Source organism: Rhizobacter sp. Root1221, from assembly GCF_001425785.1.
In the GTDB taxonomy this organism is placed as follows: domain Bacteria; phylum Pseudomonadota; class Gammaproteobacteria; order Burkholderiales; family Burkholderiaceae_C; genus Rhizobacter.
In genome coordinates, this window is sequence record NZ_LMDI01000028.1 from 1 (window position 1) to 16423 (window position 16423).

General features: G+C 69.1%; 17 protein-coding genes. 3 read left to right on the forward strand and 14 right to left on the reverse strand.

The window, feature by feature from the left end:
• The first annotated feature begins 140 nt into the window (after nucleotides 1–140).
• Complete coding sequence (locus ASC87_RS19320) at nucleotides 141–467, forward strand: DUF167 domain-containing protein (RefSeq protein WP_056665864.1); 327 nt, start codon at nucleotides 141–143, stop codon at nucleotides 465–467.
• On the opposite strand, the gene ASC87_RS19325 is transcribed toward ASC87_RS19320, so the two are convergent.
• Nucleotides 468–971, reverse strand: a complete 504-nt coding sequence (locus ASC87_RS19325; RefSeq protein WP_056665867.1) for a MarR family winged helix-turn-helix transcriptional regulator — start codon at nucleotides 969–971, stop codon at nucleotides 468–470.
• A gap of 72 nt (nucleotides 972–1043) precedes the next feature.
• On the opposite strand from ASC87_RS19325, the gene ASC87_RS19330 reads away from it, so the two are divergent.
• The gene (locus ASC87_RS19330; RefSeq protein WP_056665870.1) at nucleotides 1044–1931 is read left to right on the forward strand and encodes an EamA family transporter; all 888 of its coding nucleotides are present in this window, start codon (nucleotides 1044–1046) and stop codon (nucleotides 1929–1931) included.
• A 41-nt stretch (nucleotides 1932–1972) separates the two neighbouring features.
• Here ASC87_RS19330 and ASC87_RS19335 read toward each other — a convergent pair whose 3' ends face one another.
• The 13 genes from ASC87_RS19335 to ASC87_RS19395 all read right to left on the reverse strand — a co-directional run bounded on the left by ASC87_RS19335 (nucleotide 1973) and on the right by ASC87_RS19395 (nucleotide 13629).
• Nucleotides 1973–2863 carry a carbohydrate kinase family protein gene (locus ASC87_RS19335; RefSeq protein WP_056665873.1) on the reverse strand — a complete coding sequence of 297 codons (891 nt, stop codon included), beginning with the start codon at nucleotides 2861–2863 and terminating at the stop codon, nucleotides 1973–1975.
• Between the two features lie 51 nt (nucleotides 2864–2914).
• Nucleotides 2915–3928: a zinc-ribbon and DUF3426 domain-containing protein gene (locus ASC87_RS19340; RefSeq protein WP_056665877.1), complete on the reverse strand. Its 1014-nt coding sequence runs from the start codon at nucleotides 3926–3928 to the stop codon at nucleotides 2915–2917.
• A 22-nt stretch (nucleotides 3929–3950) separates the two neighbouring features.
• On the reverse strand, nucleotides 3951–4856 hold the full coding sequence (prmA, locus tag ASC87_RS19345) for a 50S ribosomal protein L11 methyltransferase (protein WP_056665880.1): 906 nt from the start codon (nucleotides 4854–4856) through the stop codon (nucleotides 3951–3953).
• A gap of 8 nt (nucleotides 4857–4864) precedes the next feature.
• The gene (accC, locus tag ASC87_RS19350) at nucleotides 4865–6214 is read right to left on the reverse strand and encodes an acetyl-CoA carboxylase biotin carboxylase subunit (protein WP_056665883.1); all 1350 of its coding nucleotides are present in this window, start codon (nucleotides 6212–6214) and stop codon (nucleotides 4865–4867) included.
• Between the two features lie 8 nt (nucleotides 6215–6222).
• Nucleotides 6223–6678, reverse strand: a complete 456-nt coding sequence (gene accB / locus ASC87_RS19355) for an acetyl-CoA carboxylase biotin carboxyl carrier protein (protein ID WP_056665886.1) — start codon at nucleotides 6676–6678, stop codon at nucleotides 6223–6225.
• Between the two features lie 78 nt (nucleotides 6679–6756).
• Nucleotides 6757–7206: a type II 3-dehydroquinate dehydratase gene (gene aroQ / locus ASC87_RS19360; protein WP_056665889.1), complete on the reverse strand. Its 450-nt coding sequence runs from the start codon at nucleotides 7204–7206 to the stop codon at nucleotides 6757–6759.
• A 114-nt stretch (nucleotides 7207–7320) separates the two neighbouring features.
• Complete coding sequence (locus ASC87_RS19365; protein WP_056665893.1) at nucleotides 7321–7845, reverse strand: TlpA disulfide reductase family protein; 525 nt, start codon at nucleotides 7843–7845, stop codon at nucleotides 7321–7323.
• On the reverse strand, nucleotides 7842–8444 hold the full coding sequence (locus tag ASC87_RS19370) for a hypothetical protein (protein ID WP_056665896.1): 603 nt from the start codon (nucleotides 8442–8444) through the stop codon (nucleotides 7842–7844). The genes ASC87_RS19365 and ASC87_RS19370 overlap by 4 nt, the downstream gene beginning before the upstream one ends.
• A 23-nt stretch (nucleotides 8445–8467) precedes the next feature.
• Nucleotides 8468–9238 carry a transglycosylase domain-containing protein gene (locus ASC87_RS19375; RefSeq protein ID WP_056665899.1) on the reverse strand — a complete coding sequence of 257 codons (771 nt, stop codon included), beginning with the start codon at nucleotides 9236–9238 and terminating at the stop codon, nucleotides 8468–8470.
• The gene (gene aroE, locus ASC87_RS19380) at nucleotides 9235–10074 is read right to left on the reverse strand and encodes a shikimate dehydrogenase (protein ID WP_056665902.1); all 840 of its coding nucleotides are present in this window, start codon (nucleotides 10072–10074) and stop codon (nucleotides 9235–9237) included. The genes ASC87_RS19375 and aroE overlap by 4 nt, the downstream gene beginning before the upstream one ends.
• Nucleotides 10075–10096: 22 nt before the next feature.
• Nucleotides 10097–10954 carry an energy transducer TonB gene (locus tag ASC87_RS19385; RefSeq protein WP_082568772.1) on the reverse strand — a complete coding sequence of 286 codons (858 nt, stop codon included), beginning with the start codon at nucleotides 10952–10954 and terminating at the stop codon, nucleotides 10097–10099.
• Nucleotides 10955–10957: 3 nt separating this feature from the next.
• Entirely contained in the window at nucleotides 10958–13006 is a 2049-nt protein-coding gene (locus tag ASC87_RS19390) for a ribonuclease catalytic domain-containing protein (RefSeq protein ID WP_056665904.1), read from the reverse strand.
• 35 nt (nucleotides 13007–13041) lie between these two features.
• Complete coding sequence (locus ASC87_RS19395; RefSeq protein ID WP_056665907.1) at nucleotides 13042–13629, reverse strand: YqiA/YcfP family alpha/beta fold hydrolase; 588 nt, start codon at nucleotides 13627–13629, stop codon at nucleotides 13042–13044.
• An 87-nt stretch (nucleotides 13630–13716) separates the two neighbouring features.
• Between ASC87_RS19395 and ASC87_RS19400 the strand changes: the two genes are divergently transcribed.
• Entirely contained in the window at nucleotides 13717–16419 is a 2703-nt protein-coding gene (locus ASC87_RS19400) for a zinc-dependent metalloprotease (protein WP_162255183.1), read from the forward strand.
• The last annotated feature ends 4 nt before the right edge of the window (nucleotides 16420–16423 follow it).

Below are 16423 nucleotides of genomic sequence, written 5' to 3' on the forward strand. Positions count from 1 at the left end.
CATGGTGGACGCCTCGCTTTCGTCAGTGGTTGCTTAGACACTTCCACTTTGGCACATCGATGCCGTTAGGGGTGGGGCGTCCATCCCATTGGCGAAGGCCGGGACCCATCGGTGTCATGCGCGCCGCTCATCCTCTACTCATGAGCATTCCTTCGTTGCCCTGCCTCCACGCAACGCGTGGCGGATCCTCGCTCCTCGACGTGCTGGTCGCGCCAAACGCGAAGCGCACGGCGTGCATGGGGTTGCACGATGGGGCGCTGCGCGTTCGCCTGGCGGCGCCACCAGTCGACGGGGCGGCGAATGATGCGCTGCTGCGCTGGGTGGCCACAGAACTCGGTGTCGCGCGCGGGGCGGTGGTGCTGGCGCGTGGCGACACGTCGAAGCGCAAGCAGCTTGTCATCGACGCACCGCCCGAGCGGGTGGGTGCCTGGCTCGCCTCGCTGCTGGGCGATTCCACTTCTTCCTGATCAGGCCTCCAGCACGGCAAGCAACCGGGCGAGTTGCTGGTCCAGCGCGCGCAGATCGGCCGGGCTCAGGCCCTCGAGCACTCGGTGCTCGTTGTCGACGTGGGCCTGGACGGCGCGGTCGATCAGCGCGAGGCCGGTCTTGGTCAGTTGGACGAGCATGCTGCGGGCGTCGTTCGGGTTCGCAAGCCTCTCCACCCAGCCACTGGCCTCCAGGCGCTGCAGGCGGTTGGTCATCGTGCCCGACGTCACCATCAACGCGGCAAAGAGAGCCGTGGGCGCGAGGCAGTGCGGGGCGCCGCTGCGGCGCAGCGTGGCCAGCACGTCGAACTCCCAGCTCGTGAGCCCGTGTTCCGCGAAGGTCTCGTCGAGGCGCCGCTGGATCAGTGCGGTACACCGCTTGAGGCGGCCGATGGGGCCCATGGGTGACACGTCGAGGTCGGGGCGCTCCTGGTGCCATTGCGCGAGGATGCGATCGACGGCATCCAGCGGACGAGCCTTGGTCATGTGAACTCCAGTTGTCTTGACGTCGAGATAAATCGCCTTCAGAATGATTTTATCTTGATGCCGAGATAAATCATGCCGACCGCTTCCATCCAGCCGACCTGGTCCGATACCGCACTCACCGCACTGGCGCCCGCGATCTGGGGCTCCACCTACCTCGTGACCACCGAACTGCTGCCGCCGGACCGCCCCTTCACCGCGGCACTGCTGCGGGTGCTGCCCGCGGGCCTGTTGCTCCTGCTGTACGGCCGGCAGTGGCCCGCACGGGGTGAATGGGGGCGCCTCGCAGTGTTGTCGGCGTTGAACATCGGGGCGTTCCAGGCCCTGTTGTTCGTGGCCGCGTACCGGCTGCCCGGTGGGCTGGCGGCGGTGCTCGGGGCGATCCAGCCGCTGCTGGTGATGCTGCTCGCCTGGGGCATTGAACGCCGGCAACCCGGCCTCTTCACATGGGCAGCCGGTGTGGTGGGGGTGCTCGGCATGGCCGCGTTGCTGCTGTCGCCGGCCACGCGGTGGGATGGCTGGGGCGTTGCCGCCGCGCTCGCGGGCGCCACGTCGATGGCCACCGGCACCTACCTCAGCCGGCGCTGGCGGTCAGGCCTGCCGGTGCTGCCGTTCACCGGCTGGCAACTGCTGTTGGGCGGGTTGATGCTGGCCCCGGTCGCCGCGGCGTTCGATCCGCCGCTGCCGGTGCTGAACGTGGCGCAGGTGACCGGTTATGCCTACCTGTCGTTGGCAGGTGCGTTACTCGCCTACGTGCTGTGGTTCCGCGGCATCGCACGGCTGGCACCGGTGGCCGTCTCGTCGCTCGGCCTGCTGAGCCCGCTGATGGCGGTGGTGCTCGGCTGGGCCTGGCTCGGGCAATCCATCACGGGCACCGCGCTCGCTGGCCTGGTGGTGGTGTTGGGCAGTGTGCTGGCCGTGCAATGGGACAGCAGCCGCCGCGTCGTCCGACCCGGAGGGTGAAGCGACACGGCGAAGTCAGCGCGTTGGCGTGACCGAAGCGCTCAGAGCGACACCGGGTGGTTCTGGCCACCCCGGTGGGCGATCTTCGCGGCACCGATGCGGTTGCCGAGTTCGATGCACTTGGCGAGCGGCCAGCCGCGTTCCAGGCCGTACAGCAGTGCGCCACGGAAGGCATCGCCGCAGCCGGTGGGGTCCACCACCTCGGCGGCCTTCACGCCGGGGATGTGCGTGCGCACGCCTTGCTCCCACAGCTCGCAGCCCTGGCCACCGAGCGTGACGATCACACCCTTGAGGTGCGAACGCGAGAGCGATTCGAGCGTGTGGCCGGTGCGGTCGCACAGCATCTTGCCTTCGTAGTCGTTCACGGTGACCCACGTGGCCTGCTTGATGAACGCGTTCAGTTCGTCGCCGTTGAACATGGGCAGGCCCTGGCCCGGGTCGAAGACGAAGGGGATCCTGGCGTCCGCCAATTGGGCGGCGTGCTGCAGCATCGCGTCGCGGCCGTCGGGGGCGATGATGGCCACGCGCACATCGCGGTCCGTGGGCACGGCCGTCAAGTGGGCCTGCTGCATCGCACCGGGGTGGAACGCGGTGATCTGGTTGTTGTCGGTGTCGGTGATGATGATCGCCTGGGCCGTGTAGCTGTCGGCGTCCACGCGGATGAAGTCGGTGCTGGCGCCCCACGACTTGAAGCGGGCCAGGTAGTCCTGCGCGTCGGGGCCCACGGCCGCGAGCACGAGCGGGTCGCCGCCCAGCTTGCCCAGCGTGTACGCGATGTTGCCGGCGCAGCCGCCGTACTCGCGGCGCAGCGTGGGCACGAGGAACGACACGTTGAGGATGTGCAGCTGCTCGGGCAGGATCTGCTGGGCGAAACGGCCCGGGAAGGTGGTGATCGTGTCGTACGCGAGCGATCCGCAGATCAGGGCTGACATGGTGGTGTCTCCTTCGGAGGCGCGGTGCAAGCCGCCGCGCCGGTTGGGTTTTCAGGGGTAGAAGATCTCGACGGTGTAGCCGCTGATGCGCGGTCCGTCGGCGTCGAGCAGCAACTGGAGCGTGGTTTCGGAGCCGGCAGCGATGCGGGCCGGGTCGGCGCGGAAATCGGCCGGCGACAGCGCCCGGCGCGACACCAGCTGTCCATCGGGATCGGTGAGCGACAGGTCGACGGATGGTAGCGCCAGCGGCAACGACCCCCGGTTGCGCAACACCACCGACAACCGGTACGAGGCGCCACCGCCCGCGGGTGACAGCGCACTGCTCTCGACCGACAACTCGTCGATGCGGTGGGGCAACCCCACCGTGCAGGCGAGCGGCTCGCAGGCGGCCACGAGCCACGGGCGGGTCTGGGGCCAGCGGGCGGCAACGACGTCGCGGAAATGCATGGCCGCCTGGCCCACGAGCGAGCCGGCCAGCAGCAGCACGAGCATCGACAGGCCGATCCGCACCTGCGGGCTGCGCCAGCGCGCCTTGCGCTTGGCCTCGCGCAGGAACTCGGGCGGCCGCTTGGCCGCCTTGGCGGCCTTCGCGGCGCTGTGCTTCCTGATGGGCTCTGGCGCTTCGACCGGCGGCCGTTCGGTGGACGGGTTGTCGCCCTCGACCTCGGCCAGCATCGACATGTTGAACTGGGCGTCGGCGAAATCGACGCGGTCGCGTTCGGCTACCGTCTGGGCGGGCGTCTGGTCCACGTCTTCCTGCTCGGGCTGGAAGAAGCGCGAGTGGATGCGGTCTTCGTCGCTCAGGTGGAAGACGTCGTCGTCGTCCGCGGGCGCCTCGACCGGTGCCTGGTAGTGGGCGGTGATGGCCGCGGCGGGCGGCTGGGGCGGGGAGGGCGGCGGGTTCCAGTCGGGCGGGGCGTCGCGTTCGAGATCGAACAGCCCTTCGATGGCGTTGAAAACCTGGTCACACCGGCCACAGCGCACCCAGCCCTCGGAGACCTTGAGCTGGTCTTGGACGACTCGGAATACGGTGCCGCAGGCGGTGCAACGGGTGGCCAGGCTCATCGCGAAATCATGCCACGAGCCGTCACGGTTTCAGGGCGGCCGTCATCAGGATCCAGCCGTCTTCGCTGTCGGTGACCTCGAGCGCGCACCACGGCGCGTAGGCTTCCTTCAGTTCGTCGGCCTGGCGTTCCAGGATGCCCGCGAGCACCAGGTGGCCACCCGGGGCCACGTGCCCGCACAGCAGCGGCGCCAGCAACTTCAGCGGCGTGGCCAGGATGTTGGCCAGCACGAGCGGATAGGCGCCCGATGCCCCGTCGGGCAGCGCGGCGTTCAGTGTCACGCCATTGGCCGCCGCGTTGGCGCGGGTGGATTCCACCGCGGCCATGTCGATGTCCACCGCGTCGATCTCGCGGGCGCCGTGCAGCGCCGCACCGATGGCGAGGATGCCCGAGCCGCAGCCGTAGTCGAGCACGCGCGACCACGACCCCGACCACGCGGGCGCCTGGTTGGCGATCCAGCGCAGGCACATGCGGGTGGTGGGGTGCGTGCCGGTGCCGAACGCGAGCCCCGGGTCGAGGCGGATGACCGTCTTGGCTGCCGCGGGCGGTTCGTGCCATGTGGGCACGATCCAGAACGACGGCGTCACATCCACCGGCGCGAACTGCGACTGCGTGACACGCACCCAGTCCTGTTCGACCACCGGCCGCATGGCCTGCACGTGCACCTGCTCGGCCACCCACTCCTGCGCGAGCAGCAAGGTGGCGGCCTCGGTGGCCTTGTCTTCGTCGGCGAAGAGGGCCGTGACAACCGAACGCTGCCAGCCCGCGCTGGGCGGGGGCATGCCGGGTTCGCCGAACAGCGCACGCTCGGCATCGCTGCCGGCGTCGGCGTCCTCCACGGAGACGGACAGGGCGTCGAGCTCGTCCATCAGCGCGTCGGACACCGGTTCGACGAGGTCCTCCGGCACGAGCAGCAGCAGTTCGATCATCGGGGCGCTCAACGCTTGTGCTGGCTCATCCAGCCTTCCAGGTAATGGATGCTGGTGCCACCTTCGACGAACTTGGCATCGACCATCAACTCGCGGTGCAGCGGGATGTTCGTGAGGATGCCCTCGACCACCGTTTCCGACAGCGCGATGCGCATGCGGGCCACGGCCTGGTCGCGTGTGTCGCCGTGCGTGATGATCTTGCCGATCATCGAGTCGTAGTTCGGCGGCACGAAGTAGTTGGTGTACGCGTGCGAGTCCACCCGCACGCCGGGGCCGCCCGGCGCATGCCAGGCGGTGATGCGGCCGGGGGACGGTGTGAACTTGTACGGGTCTTCCGCGTTGATGCGGCACTCGATGGCGTGGCCGTGCATCTGGATCTGGCGTTGTGCGAACGGCAGCTTCTCGCCGGCCGCCACACGGATCTGCATCTGCACGATGTCGATGCCGGTCACCAGTTCCGTCACCGGGTGTTCCACCTGCACGCGGGTGTTCATCTCGATGAAGTAGAACTCGCCGTTCTCGTACAGGAATTCGAACGTGCCGGCGCCCCGGTAGCCGATGCGCTTGCAGGCGGCCGCACAGCGGTCACCGATCTTCTCGATCACGCGGCGCGGGATGCCCGGCGCCGGCGCCTCCTCGATGATCTTCTGGTGGCGGCGCTGCATGGAGCAGTCGCGCTCGCCCAGCCAGACGGCGTTCTTGTGCTGGTCGGCCATCACCTGGATCTCGATGTGGCGCGGGTTCTCGAGGAACTTCTCCATGTACACCGCAGGATTGCCGAACGCTGCACCGGCCTCGGAACGGGTGGTCTGCACGGCATGGAGCAGCGCGGCTTCGGTGTGCACGACACGCATGCCGCGGCCACCGCCGCCGCCAGCGGCCTTGATGATCACCGGGTAGCCGACGGCGCGGCCCTGGCGGATGATCTCCTTCGGGTCGTCGGGCAGCGCGCCTTCCGAGCCGGGCACGCACGGCACGCCCGACTTGATCATGGCCTGCTTGGCCGAGACCTTGTCACCCATCAGGCGGATGGATTCGGGGGTGGGGCCGATGAACGTGAAGCCGCTCTGTTCGACACGTTCAGCGAAGTCGGCGTTTTCCGAGAGGAAGCCGTAGCCGGGGTGGATGGCCTCGGCGTCGGTCACTTCGGCCGTCGAGATGATGGCCGGCATGTTGAGGTAGCTTTGCGCGGAGGCGGCCGGGCCGATGCACACGGCCTCGTCGGCGAGCTTCACGTACTTGGCGTCGCGGTCGGCTTCGGAATACACGACGACCGACTTGACGCCCATCTCGCGGCAGGCCCGCTGGATGCGCAGGGCAATCTCGCCCCGGTTGGCGATCAGGATCTTCTTGAACATGCCGCGCCTTACTCGATGATGAAGAGCGGCTGTCCGAACTCGACGGCCTGGCCGTTCTCGCACAGGATCTTCGTGACCGTGCCCGATTTGTCGGCTTCGATCTCGTTCATGATCTTCATGGCCTCGATGATGCAGATCGCCTGGCCTTCCTTGACCACGGTGCCCACTTCCACGAACGCCTTGGCGCCCGGGCTGGCCGCGCCGTAGTACGTGCCGACCATCGGTGACTTGACCGTGTGGCCCACCGGCTCGACCGGGGCAGCGGCCACCGGGGCGGCTGCCGCTGCGGCCGGTGCGGCGGGTGCCGGGGCGGCCTGCTGCAGCACCGGCGCTGCCGTCATGACAACCGCGTTCGGGTCCGACTTCACGATGCGGACCTTGCCGTCCGCTTCGGTGATCTCGAGTTCCGAGATGTTCGACTCCGACACGAGGTCGATCAGGGTCTTCAGTTTGCGCAGGTCCATGTGTTCTCCAACGGCTTGTCTTCGTTCAGGCTGTGGCGGCACCAGGTGCCGCACGGCTTCTTGGGGTGGGGATGCGGGTCAGGCTGCGCGGGCCGACCGTTCACGCTCGATGGCGTGGGTCAGTGCCAGGCGATAGCCTTTGGGGCCGAGGCCGACGATGATGCCGTCGGCCAGGTCCGAGAAATAGGAATGGTGGCGAAACGGTTCGCGCTTGTGCACGTTCGACAGGTGCACTTCGACGAACGGGATGGCCACGCCGGCGAGGGCATCGCGCAGGGCCACGCTGGTGTGGGTGAAGGCGGCCGGGTTGATCACGATGAACGTGGTACCGTCGGTCCGCGCAGCCTGCACACGGTCTACCAGGGCACCTTCATGGTTGCTCTGAAAGGTTTGAACGTCCACATCGGCTTCCGCGCCCAACTTCAGCAGTTCGGCGTTGATCTGCTCCAAAGTCACCGACCCATACACCGTGGGCTCGCGGGTGCCAAGCAGGTTCAGGTTGGGGCCGTGAAGGACAAGGATTGCCATGGATGCTGTTGCGCCGGGGCTGTTGGGCACCCCTGGGAGTTTAGCGAAGGCTGAACTTTACGCGGTTTGGGTCCAGTAGGCCGAAATTTCTGCAAATTCTTGTCCAGCCCAGGGTCACGGGCCCAGGGCGGCGACCCACTGGGCGAGGTCGGCCTCGTTGAGTGCGCCGAGCTTGCGGGTCACCGGCTGACCGCTGCGGTCGAACACCACGGTGAACGGCAGTCCACCGTCCTTGTTGCCCAACGATCGCGACAGTTCGACACCCTCCAGCCCCGCAAGTCCGATCGGGAACCCGATCTGGCGGCCGGCCAGGAATTCTCTCACCGGCGTGGGGCCGTCGACCGCCAGGCCCAGCACCTGCCACCCGGCCGCCTGGTGCTGGCGGTGGAACGCGTCGAGCATCGGCATTTCTTTCACGCACGGGGCACACCAGGTGGCCCAGAAGTTCAACAGCAGCGGCTTGCCGCGGAACGTGGCCACCTGCACGGCCCCGCCCGCGGGGGCGTCGAACTGCAGGGACCACAGCGGTTGCTCGGGCACGGCGGCCGGCGCCTGCCGCCGCTCCCACCAGGACAGGCCACCCCCGGCCGCCGCGGCGGCCGCCGCAGCCCCGGCCATGATCAGGTGGCGGCGGTTCATGCCGGCTCCTCGGCCAGCAGCCGGCGCAGCGCCGGCAGGTCACCGCGTTCCGTGCGGCCCCGCGTGTCGGCCTTCAGTGCACCGCGCAGGTCGTCGAAGTCGAGGATGCTCAGGTGCAGGGTCACCGGCTCGCCAAGCGCCTCGCTCGGGGTGATGAAACTCAGCACGTCGATGGGGCGGTGCCGGGGGCCATCGATGCTGCCCACGTCGAAATCGACACGGCGGTTCAGCAATTCGATCTCGGCTTCCTTGGCGTCGTCGCAGAACAATTGGAGGTGCACGCTGTTGAGCCGGGTGGCCGTGCCGCGCCAGACGGCACCGGTGAGGTGGGGGCGGAAGGCCTGCAACCGCTCCATCCAGGTGGCCGCCACGTCGCGCAACGCGCGCAACTCGGCGGGCTGGGTATCGGCGCAGAACAGGGCGAGGTAGGCCCGAACCTCCTGTTCGACGGTGTCGTTGTCGGGGAGTTCGGCGGAGCGCACCGAGCCGCGGCCCAGCACGCGGGCCGCGCGGCGCTTGGCCGGGCCGTACTCCATGCCTTCTTCAACAATCAGCCGCGCGGCGGCACTTGCCAGTTCGGCGGTCAGGGACGATGCCATGCCACATTTTAGGTGACGGCCGCTCAGGGCAGGTCGACCGCCCCCATGCGGGCCTGGATCACCGATGCGCGAGACAACACGTAGCCCGAGGCCGGCCGCTTTTCGAACCGCTTCGGCGCCGGCAGCATCACCGCGAGCCGGGCGGCCTGGTAGGTGCCCAGCGAGGCGGCGGGGATGCGGAAGTAGTGCATCGCGGCGGCTTCGGCCCCGAACACCCCTTCGCCCCATTCGACGTTGTTCAGGTAGATGTCGAGGATGCGTTCCTTCGACAGCAGCGCTTCGAGCATGAACGTGACGACGATTTCCTGGCCCTTGCGGGCGAGGTTGCGTTCGCCGGTGAGGAACAGGTTTTTCGCGAGCTGCTGGGTGATGGTGGAGCCGCCGATCACCTTGGGTTCGGCCCGTTTCGGGGTCGTCTGCTGCTGCGAAGGCCGGGTGGCCCGGCGCTGTTCCTGCTTCAGGTTGAGTTTGTCGGCACGGGCCTCGGCGCGCTGGTTTTTCTCCCACGCCTTCTCGAGTGCATCCCAGTCGACGCCGCTGTGTTCGGTGAAGCCGGCGTCCTCCGACGCGATGACGGCCCGCTTCAGGTGGTGGGAGATGCGGTCGCCGTCCACCCATTGCTGCCGCCAAGGCACCTCGCCCCGTTCGGTGAGCAGCCGCCAGGCTTCGGAGCGCTGGAAGGTGGTGGACTGCGGGTCGATGACCGCCATCGTGCCGATGCGCGCGGCAAAAAACACCTCGAGCGCCAGCAGCGACACCACCAGCAGCACGACGAGCCGCGCGACGGCTTTCACTTCGCCGTCCCGGCCAGCCGGTTCCTCAGCTCGGTGAGCACCGGCGCGGTGTCAGGCACCACACCGCGCCAGACCTGGAAGGCCTCGCCAGCCTGTTCCACCAGCATGCCCAGGCCATCCCGGCCGGTGGCGCCAACGGCGGCCGCCCAGTCGAGGAAACCGCGCGCGGCCGGGCCGTACATCATGTCGAGGGCGAGGCTGCCCGGGCGAAGCACGTGGGGCGCCACCGGGATGGCGGCGCCCTGCATGCTGGTGGCCGTGGCGTTGATGACCACGTCGAACGCCTCGCCGCAGTGGGCCAGGCCACGCGCCAGCAGGCGGGTGCCGCTGGCGGCGGCCACGGCAGCGTGCCGGTCGACCAGCACCTGGGCCTTGTCGACGGTGCGATTGGCCACCACCAGCTCGGCCGGCCGGGCCTTCAGCAGCGGGCCGAGCGCGCCGGCCGAGGCGCCACCGGCGCCGATCACCAGCACCCGGGTGCCGGCCAGCGGCACGCCGGCGTTGCGTTCGATGTCGCGCACCAGGCCGATGCCGTCGGTGTTGTCGGCGTACCAGCCGCCGGCATCGAACCGGAGCACGTTGGCTGCCTGGGCCAGCGTGGCGCGTTCGCTCGCCCGGGGGGCCAGCGCGAAGGCCTCGAATTTGAAGGGGACGGTGACGTTGCAACCGGCGCCGCCGCCTTCGGCGAATGCCTGCAGCGTGGCGGCGAACGCGTCGAGCGGGCAGAGCAGCCGGTCGTACGTGAGGGACTGGCCCGTCTGTTCGGCAAAACGCGCCTGGATGAACGGCGACTGGCTGTGTGCCACCGGGTTGCCGGCGATGACGTAGCGGTGCATGGTGTCGAGCGGGGAAAAGGCGTTACTGCTTCGGGGCGCTGAGGGTGGTTTCCAGGCCGTCTTCACGGCTGAAGCGGAAACGCGAGGTGATCACGAGCTGGTCGGCGCCGCGGCGCATGGCCTGCGTGAAGTCGCCGAACGGGGCGGCGGCCTGGACGATGGCCAGCGCCCGCTTGTCGAGCAACGCGGACTTGGATGGCCGCACCACCTCGGTCTCCACCACCCGCCCCCGGTAGTCGACCGTGATCATCATCGTCAGGTCGCCGTACAGGCGGCGGCCGTTCTGTTCGGGGAAGTTGCGGGTGCCCCGTTCCTCGATCTTGCGGCGCAGCTGGTCGTAGTAGAGCGCGTACACCTCCTCGCGCGTGGCAGGGCTGATGAACCGCTTCTTCGGCCGGGCGTTTTCCTCGTTGATGCGCTTTTCGATCTCGGCCAGCATCTGCAGCCGCTGGCGGCGCAGTTCTTCCTTCGCGCGTTCCTTCGGGTCACCGCGGTCGCGCTTCGGGTCGGGCGGGGGCATGGACGCGAGGTCCCGGCGCAGCTGGGCGAGCAGCTGCTGCTGCGCTTCCATCAGCTCGTCGATGGCCTTGTGGCTGTCCTGGTGGGCGTCGCCCAGTTCGGTGAGCGCCTCCGACGGCAGCGGCGACGTGGCCCGGCCCACCGCGAAATCGCCGCCGCCGGCCAGGTTGGCCTGCGCGATGGCCTGGGCCTTCGTGGGGGCGTCGCTCGAGCGGGCGTTGACGAGGATCACCTCCAGCGGGGTGTCCTCGAAGAACCGGTTGAACCCTTCGGGATCGACGATGCGCACGGTGAGCAGCACTGCGTGCACGGCCACCGAGATGCCGATCGCCACCTGCAGGGCCGAGAGTTTTTTCAGCATGTTTTATGCACTGGATGCGGACGCCGCCGCGGGAGACTCCTCGGCATTGTCGCCTTGGACATCGATGGCCAGCGTGAGTGGGCCGGCCGCCACGTCCTCGAGGTCGGCCTCGTCCACCACAGCGTCGTCGGCGGTGGTGCCGGGGTCGTCGAGGCGGGACACCACGCTCGCCTGCACGTCGAGCGTGAGCAGGTCGGTGCCGGTGACCCGCACGCGCACCCGGGCGCCACGCGGCAACCGTTCGGCGCCGATGGCCTTGAACACGAGCGGGAGGGTGTCGGCGCGCACCAGGCCGTCCTTCATGACGGCGGCGTCGATTTCGTGGAGGTCGTTCTGGGCCAGGTACTTCAGGGTCCAGTAGCGTTCGATGCCGTTCTGGAAACCGTTGTACGCGGTGTAGGCCTCGTCGAAGCCGGAGATGATGGAAAAGAGCGCGGCATCCTTCGGCTTGAATGGTGCAGCCAGCAGCGCGGTGCGGCCGTGGCGCGCACACGCGATGATCTGCCACTGGTTGACCAGGTCGACGTAGCGGCGCAGCGGCGACGTGGCCCAGGTGTATTGCGCCACGCCCATGCCGGCATGGGGCGCGGCCTTGGTGCCCATGCGCACCTTCACGCCCGGCGCCATGCTGGCCTGGCTGCGGTAGATGCCGGGCACGCCCAGGTCGTTCAGCCAGCCGCCCCAGGTGCTGTTGGCGAGGATCATGGCCTCGGCCACGATCAGGTCGAGCGGCGAGCCCCGGGTGCGGGTGCTGATGGCCACCGTTTCGTGGCCCTGGGGTTCGGCCCCGGCGTTGCCGTCGAGGCGGAAGTTGTAGTCAGGGCGGTTGAAGTTCTCGGGCTTGCCCCGCACCACTTCGCGGCCGGCCTTCAGGTGGTTGGCCAGGCGGAAGGCAAACGCCAGGTCGGCGGCGAACCCGTAGGTGGCCGGCGCGGCGCCGGTGAGGGTGGCTTCGGTGATGACCTGGTCGAGCGTGTCGTGGCGCAGGTTCGCCGCGATGGGCACCTGCTCGAGCTTCGTCTCGGTGGCCTTGACCTGCAGCGTGGCCTCGTCGAACGTGACGTACAGCGACACGGCCGGGCAGTTGCGGCCCTCCATCAGCGTGTAGGTCTGCACCACGTCGTCGGGCAGCATGGTCAGCTTGTAGCCCGGCATGTAGACGGTGGACAGGCGGTCGCGGGCCAGCTTGTCGAGCGGGGTGTCGGGTGCGAAGGCCAGGCCCGGGGCGGCGATGTGCACGCCGAACACGACGGTGCCGCTGCCGAGGCCCTGCACCGACAGCGCGTCGTCGATCTCGGTGGTGGCCGAATCGTCGATGGAAAACGCCTGCACCGGCGCGAGTGGCAGGGTGTCCTTGATGGCAGGCGCCTGGAGCGCGGGGAAGCCGGTGCCCCTCGGGAAGTTCTCGAACAGGAACCGGCGCCAGTGGAACTGGTACGGGGAGTCGATGGCGCCGGCGGTGGTGAGCAGGTCGAGCGGTGCGCGCTGGGCGCGGCGCGACGCTTCCACCACGGCCTTGTACTCGGACGCGTTCTTGTCGGGCTTGAACAGGATCTTGTAGAGCTGCTCGCGCACCGGGGGCGGGCATTGGCCGGCAATGAGTTCGTCGGCCCAGGCGTCGATCTGGGCGGCGAGCTGTTTCTTGCGCTCGATGCCCAGCAGCGCCGCCTTCACGATGTCTTCCGGGGCCTTCTTGAACTGGCCCTTGCCGGCGCGCCGGAAGTAATGCGGCGCCTCGAACAGGCGGAACAGCGCGGCGGCCTGCTGGGCCGGGCCGGCGGCGGCATCGAAGTAGTCGCGGGCCAGGTCGGCGAAGCCGAATTCTTCCTCGGGCGCGAATTCCCACGCCAGGTCGAGGTCGATCTCGGCGGCCAGGCGCTGGCCCTCCGCCATCAGCTCGGCCGGAGCGGGTTTCTCGAATTTGAGCAGCAGGTTGGCTGCCTTCACCTTCACGCGTTTGCCGGAGTCGAGCTCCACCTGGGCGGAGGTGTCGGTCTCGGACATCACGCGGCCGGCGAGGAACTTGCCGGCGTCATCGAACAGTGCATACATGAGGGGATTGTCGCCTGAACGCCGGAGCCCTTCCGTCAGGGCAGCGGCGCGAGGTCAAGGAAGTGCAGCACGTGGGGGAGGTGCTGCTCGAAGTCGGTGAGGCCGTGGTCGCTGCCCTCGACGATGCGCAGGTGCGCGCCACGGTAGCGTTGGCTCATCTCGTGCCAGTCGAGCACTTCGTCGCCGGTGGCGATGACGGCGAAGTAGCGCGACGGGCGGGCGAGTTCACCCGGGGTCATGTCCCGCAGTTCATCGACGAACTCCGGGCGGAAGAAAAAGGGGGCGTCGCTGTGCCACTGGGTGGTTTCGCCAATGTGGCGGGCCAGGTCGCGGGCAGGGTCGACTGCCGGGTTCAGCAGCACGGCGGGGCAGCCCAGGCGTTCGCCCAGCACGGTGGCGTAGAACCCGCCCAGCGAACTGCCCACCACGGCCATGTTGTGGCGGGGCCAGCCGGCCACGCCTTGGTCCAGCAGCGCCAGGGCCTCGGCCGGCGACGGCGGCAGCTGCGGGCACCACCAGGTGACCCGCGGGGCATGCAGCTTCATCCACGCGGCCATCTGCTTCGCCTTGGCGGACTCGGGCGACGAGCGGAAACCGTGCAGATACAACAGGTGAGTGGTCATTGCCGCCAAGTCTAGGTGAACTTCGACGCGTTTCCGGCCTCTACACTGCGCGGAAAACCGCCTCTCCGTGGATCCAGGATCGCCCCCGTGAACCCAGCTGTCTCCCGTCTCCCCTTGCCATTGCACTTGCCCGCAGCGTTGGCCGCCGCGCTGATCGCGCTGGCCGGCTGCGCCACCACCGCGCCAACCGGCGGCGCGCAGGCGCCGGCCGTGCCCGCGCCCGGCACGTCGCCGGCCGTGGCGCCTCGCTTTGCCGCCGCCGCCTCCGCGCCAGCCGCCGCGGCTTCCCGCCCCGACGCCGCCGCCCCGCGCCCGTTCGACGACGTGGTCAAGGGCGCCACGCGCCAAGCCGGGTTCCTGTCGCTGTGGCGCAAGGACGACAAGCTGTGGATCGAGGTGCCGGTCGACCAGCTCGACCAGCCGTTCCTGCTGTCGGCCAACGTGTCGCAGTCGGTGGGGGAGCGTTGGCTGTACGCCGGGCAGATGGGCGCCTGGTGGCTCGTCAACTTCCGCCGCACGAGCCCCACGCAGATGCAGCTCGTGGCGTTGAACACCGACTTCGCCGCCACCCAGCCGCAGATGCGCGAGGTGGTGTCGCAGTCGTTCTCGAACAGCCTGCTCGCATCCACTGCCATCGTCAGCGCCCCGCACCCCACCCGCAAGTCGGTGCTCATCGACGGCGGCTTCCTGCTCACCGACCTGCCGGGTTACGGCACGTCCATCGAGACGGTGTACCGGTTGCCGTTCGCGCTCGACCGTGGCAATTCGTTCTTCGAGAAGTCGCGAGCCACCGACGACCTCGCCACCATCGGCGCCCGGCTCCACTTCGGCATGGCGCGCTACCCGGCGCCGCCGCTCACGCCGCCCGCGGTGGTGTTGCCCCCGCCCGCCACGCTGCCCGACGCACGCAGCCTGTTCGTGGGCCTGGTCTACAGCTTCACGAAGCTGCCCGACGAGCCCATGCGGCCGCGCCTCGCCGACCCGCGCCTCGGCCACTTCACCCACGTGGTGGCCGACTACAGCAGCGACACCACGTTCAACCCGCGCCGGCACCACATCGCCCGCTGGCGGCTCGAGAAGCAGGACCCCGCGGCGCCGCTGTCGCCGCCGAAGCAGCCCATCGTGTTCTGGTTGGACAAGAACATCCCGCTGAGCTTCCGGGCGTCGGTGCAGGCGGGGGTGCTGGAGTGGAACAAGGCGTTCGAGAAGATCGGCTTCAAGGACGCCATCGTGGTGCGCCAGCAGGCCGACACCGACGACTGGGACACCCTGGACAGCCGCCACGCGTCGATCCGCTGGTTCACCGGGCGCGACGTGGGAGTGGCCGTGGGCCCGCACCAGGCCGACCCGCGCACCGGCGAGATCTTCGATGCCGACATCGCGATGAGCGATGCGTTCGCGCGCCATGCCCGGCGCATCGCCACGGAAGACCTGGGCCGGCCGCAGGCGCTGCCCGGCATGCACCGCCACGGCGGTGCCGAGGCCGCGTGCGAGGTGGGGTTCGAGGCGCTGCGCGAGATGGATTTCTCGCTGGACCTGCTGGAGGCCCGCGGTGACCTGCCGGTGGGTGGCCCCGCGGCGGAGGCCGTGGTGCAGGCGGTCGTGAAGGACACGATCATGCACGAGGTGGGGCACACGCTCGGCCTCAAGCACAACTTCAAGGGGTCCACCGTGATCTCTCGCGAGCAGTTGCGAGACGCCGGGTTCACCGCCACCCATGCGCTGTCCGGTTCGGTGATGGACTACAACCCGTTCAACATGCCGCTGGCCGGCGAACGCCCCACCACCCTGAACAACACCACGCTCGGGCCCTACGACTACTGGGCCATCGAGTATGCGTACAAGCCGCTGGCGCCGGCCGAGGAGGCCGCCGAGCTGGCGAAGATCGCCGCACGCAGCACCGATCCGCTGCTGGCGTACTCGGACGACTACGAGGCCGGCGAAGACAGCGTGGACCCGCTGGTGAACCGCGGCGACCTGGGCGACGACCCGCTCGCGTACCACCGGCGCCGTCTCGAACTCTCGCGCGAATTGTGGGCGCGCGTGCAGGCCCGGGTGCCGCAACCGGGCGACGACCCGGTGCGCGACCGCCGGGCGCTGATCAACGGGTTCGCTTCGCTGCCGGGCACGGCGTCGATGGTGGGCAAGTACGTGGGTGGCATGCACACCACCCGCGACGTGGCCGGGGCGCCGGGCGCACGGCCCACGTTCGTGCCGGTCGACCCGGCCAAGCAGCGCGACGCGCTGCGTTTCCTCACGCAGGGCTTCTTCAGCACCGACAGCTTCCGCTTCGAGCCGCAGTTCCTGGCACGCTTGGCACCCGACTACAACGAGTCGGAGCGCGGACCGGTCAGCATTCCCGCGGCCGTGCTGGCCGTGCAGACCACGGCGCTCGACCGGCTGATGAGCCCGGGCGTGGCCACGCGGCTGCTCGACCTGCCGCTGTACCTGCCGCCCGAGAAACGCCGCGGTGCCCTCACGCTGGCCGAGGTCTACGGGACGGTGCAGGACGCGGTGTGGAGCGAACTGCGCAACGGCCAGGAGATCGACCGCCTGCGCCGCAACCTGCAGCGAGAGCACCTGCGGCGTGTGCAGGGGATGCTGCTGCGTGGTCCGGGCGGGTTGTCGGCCGACGCGCTGAGCCTCGTGCGTTACCACGCGGTGCGTCTGCAGGGCCAGTTGCGCCATGCCGCGGGCGTGCCGGGCCGGTCGGTGGAAAGCCGCGCGCACCTGCAGAGCTGCCTGTCGCAGCTGGACGAGGCGCTGCGCGCCACGATGCTGCGCAGCTGAACCC

Excerpts from the sequence above, each read along its gene's own strand:
- ASC87_RS19320 (WP_056665864.1), top strand. The coding sequence starts at position 141 with ATGAGCATTCCTTCGTTGCCCTGCCTCCACGCAACGCGTGGCGGATCC.
- ASC87_RS19325 (WP_056665867.1), bottom strand. The coding sequence starts at position 971 with ATGACCAAGGCTCGTCCGCTGGATGCCGTCGATCGCATCCTCGCGCAA.
- ASC87_RS19330 (WP_056665870.1), top strand. The coding sequence starts at position 1,044 with ATGCCGACCGCTTCCATCCAGCCGACCTGGTCCGATACCGCACTCACC.
- ASC87_RS19335 (WP_056665873.1), bottom strand. The coding sequence starts at position 2,863 with ATGTCAGCCCTGATCTGCGGATCGCTCGCGTACGACACGATCACCACC.
- ASC87_RS19340 (WP_056665877.1), bottom strand. The coding sequence starts at position 3,928 with ATGAGCCTGGCCACCCGTTGCACCGCCTGCGGCACCGTATTCCGAGTC.
- prmA (WP_056665880.1), bottom strand. The coding sequence starts at position 4,856 with ATGATCGAACTGCTGCTGCTCGTGCCGGAGGACCTCGTCGAACCGGTG.
- accC (WP_056665883.1), bottom strand. The coding sequence starts at position 6,214 with ATGTTCAAGAAGATCCTGATCGCCAACCGGGGCGAGATTGCCCTGCGC.
- accB (WP_056665886.1), bottom strand. The coding sequence starts at position 6,678 with ATGGACCTGCGCAAACTGAAGACCCTGATCGACCTCGTGTCGGAGTCG.
- aroQ (WP_056665889.1), bottom strand. The coding sequence starts at position 7,206 with ATGGCAATCCTTGTCCTTCACGGCCCCAACCTGAACCTGCTTGGCACC.
- ASC87_RS19365 (WP_056665893.1), bottom strand. The coding sequence starts at position 7,845 with ATGAACCGCCGCCACCTGATCATGGCCGGGGCTGCGGCGGCCGCCGCG.
- ASC87_RS19370 (WP_056665896.1), bottom strand. The coding sequence starts at position 8,444 with ATGGCATCGTCCCTGACCGCCGAACTGGCAAGTGCCGCCGCGCGGCTG.
- aroE (WP_056665902.1), bottom strand. The coding sequence starts at position 10,074 with ATGCACCGCTACGTCATCGCCGGCAACCCGGTGGCACACAGCCAGTCG.
- ASC87_RS19385 (WP_082568772.1), bottom strand. The coding sequence starts at position 10,954 with ATGCTGAAAAAACTCTCGGCCCTGCAGGTGGCGATCGGCATCTCGGTG.
- ASC87_RS19390 (WP_056665904.1), bottom strand. The coding sequence starts at position 13,006 with ATGTATGCACTGTTCGATGACGCCGGCAAGTTCCTCGCCGGCCGCGTG.
- ASC87_RS19395 (WP_056665907.1), bottom strand. The coding sequence starts at position 13,629 with ATGACCACTCACCTGTTGTATCTGCACGGTTTCCGCTCGTCGCCCGAG.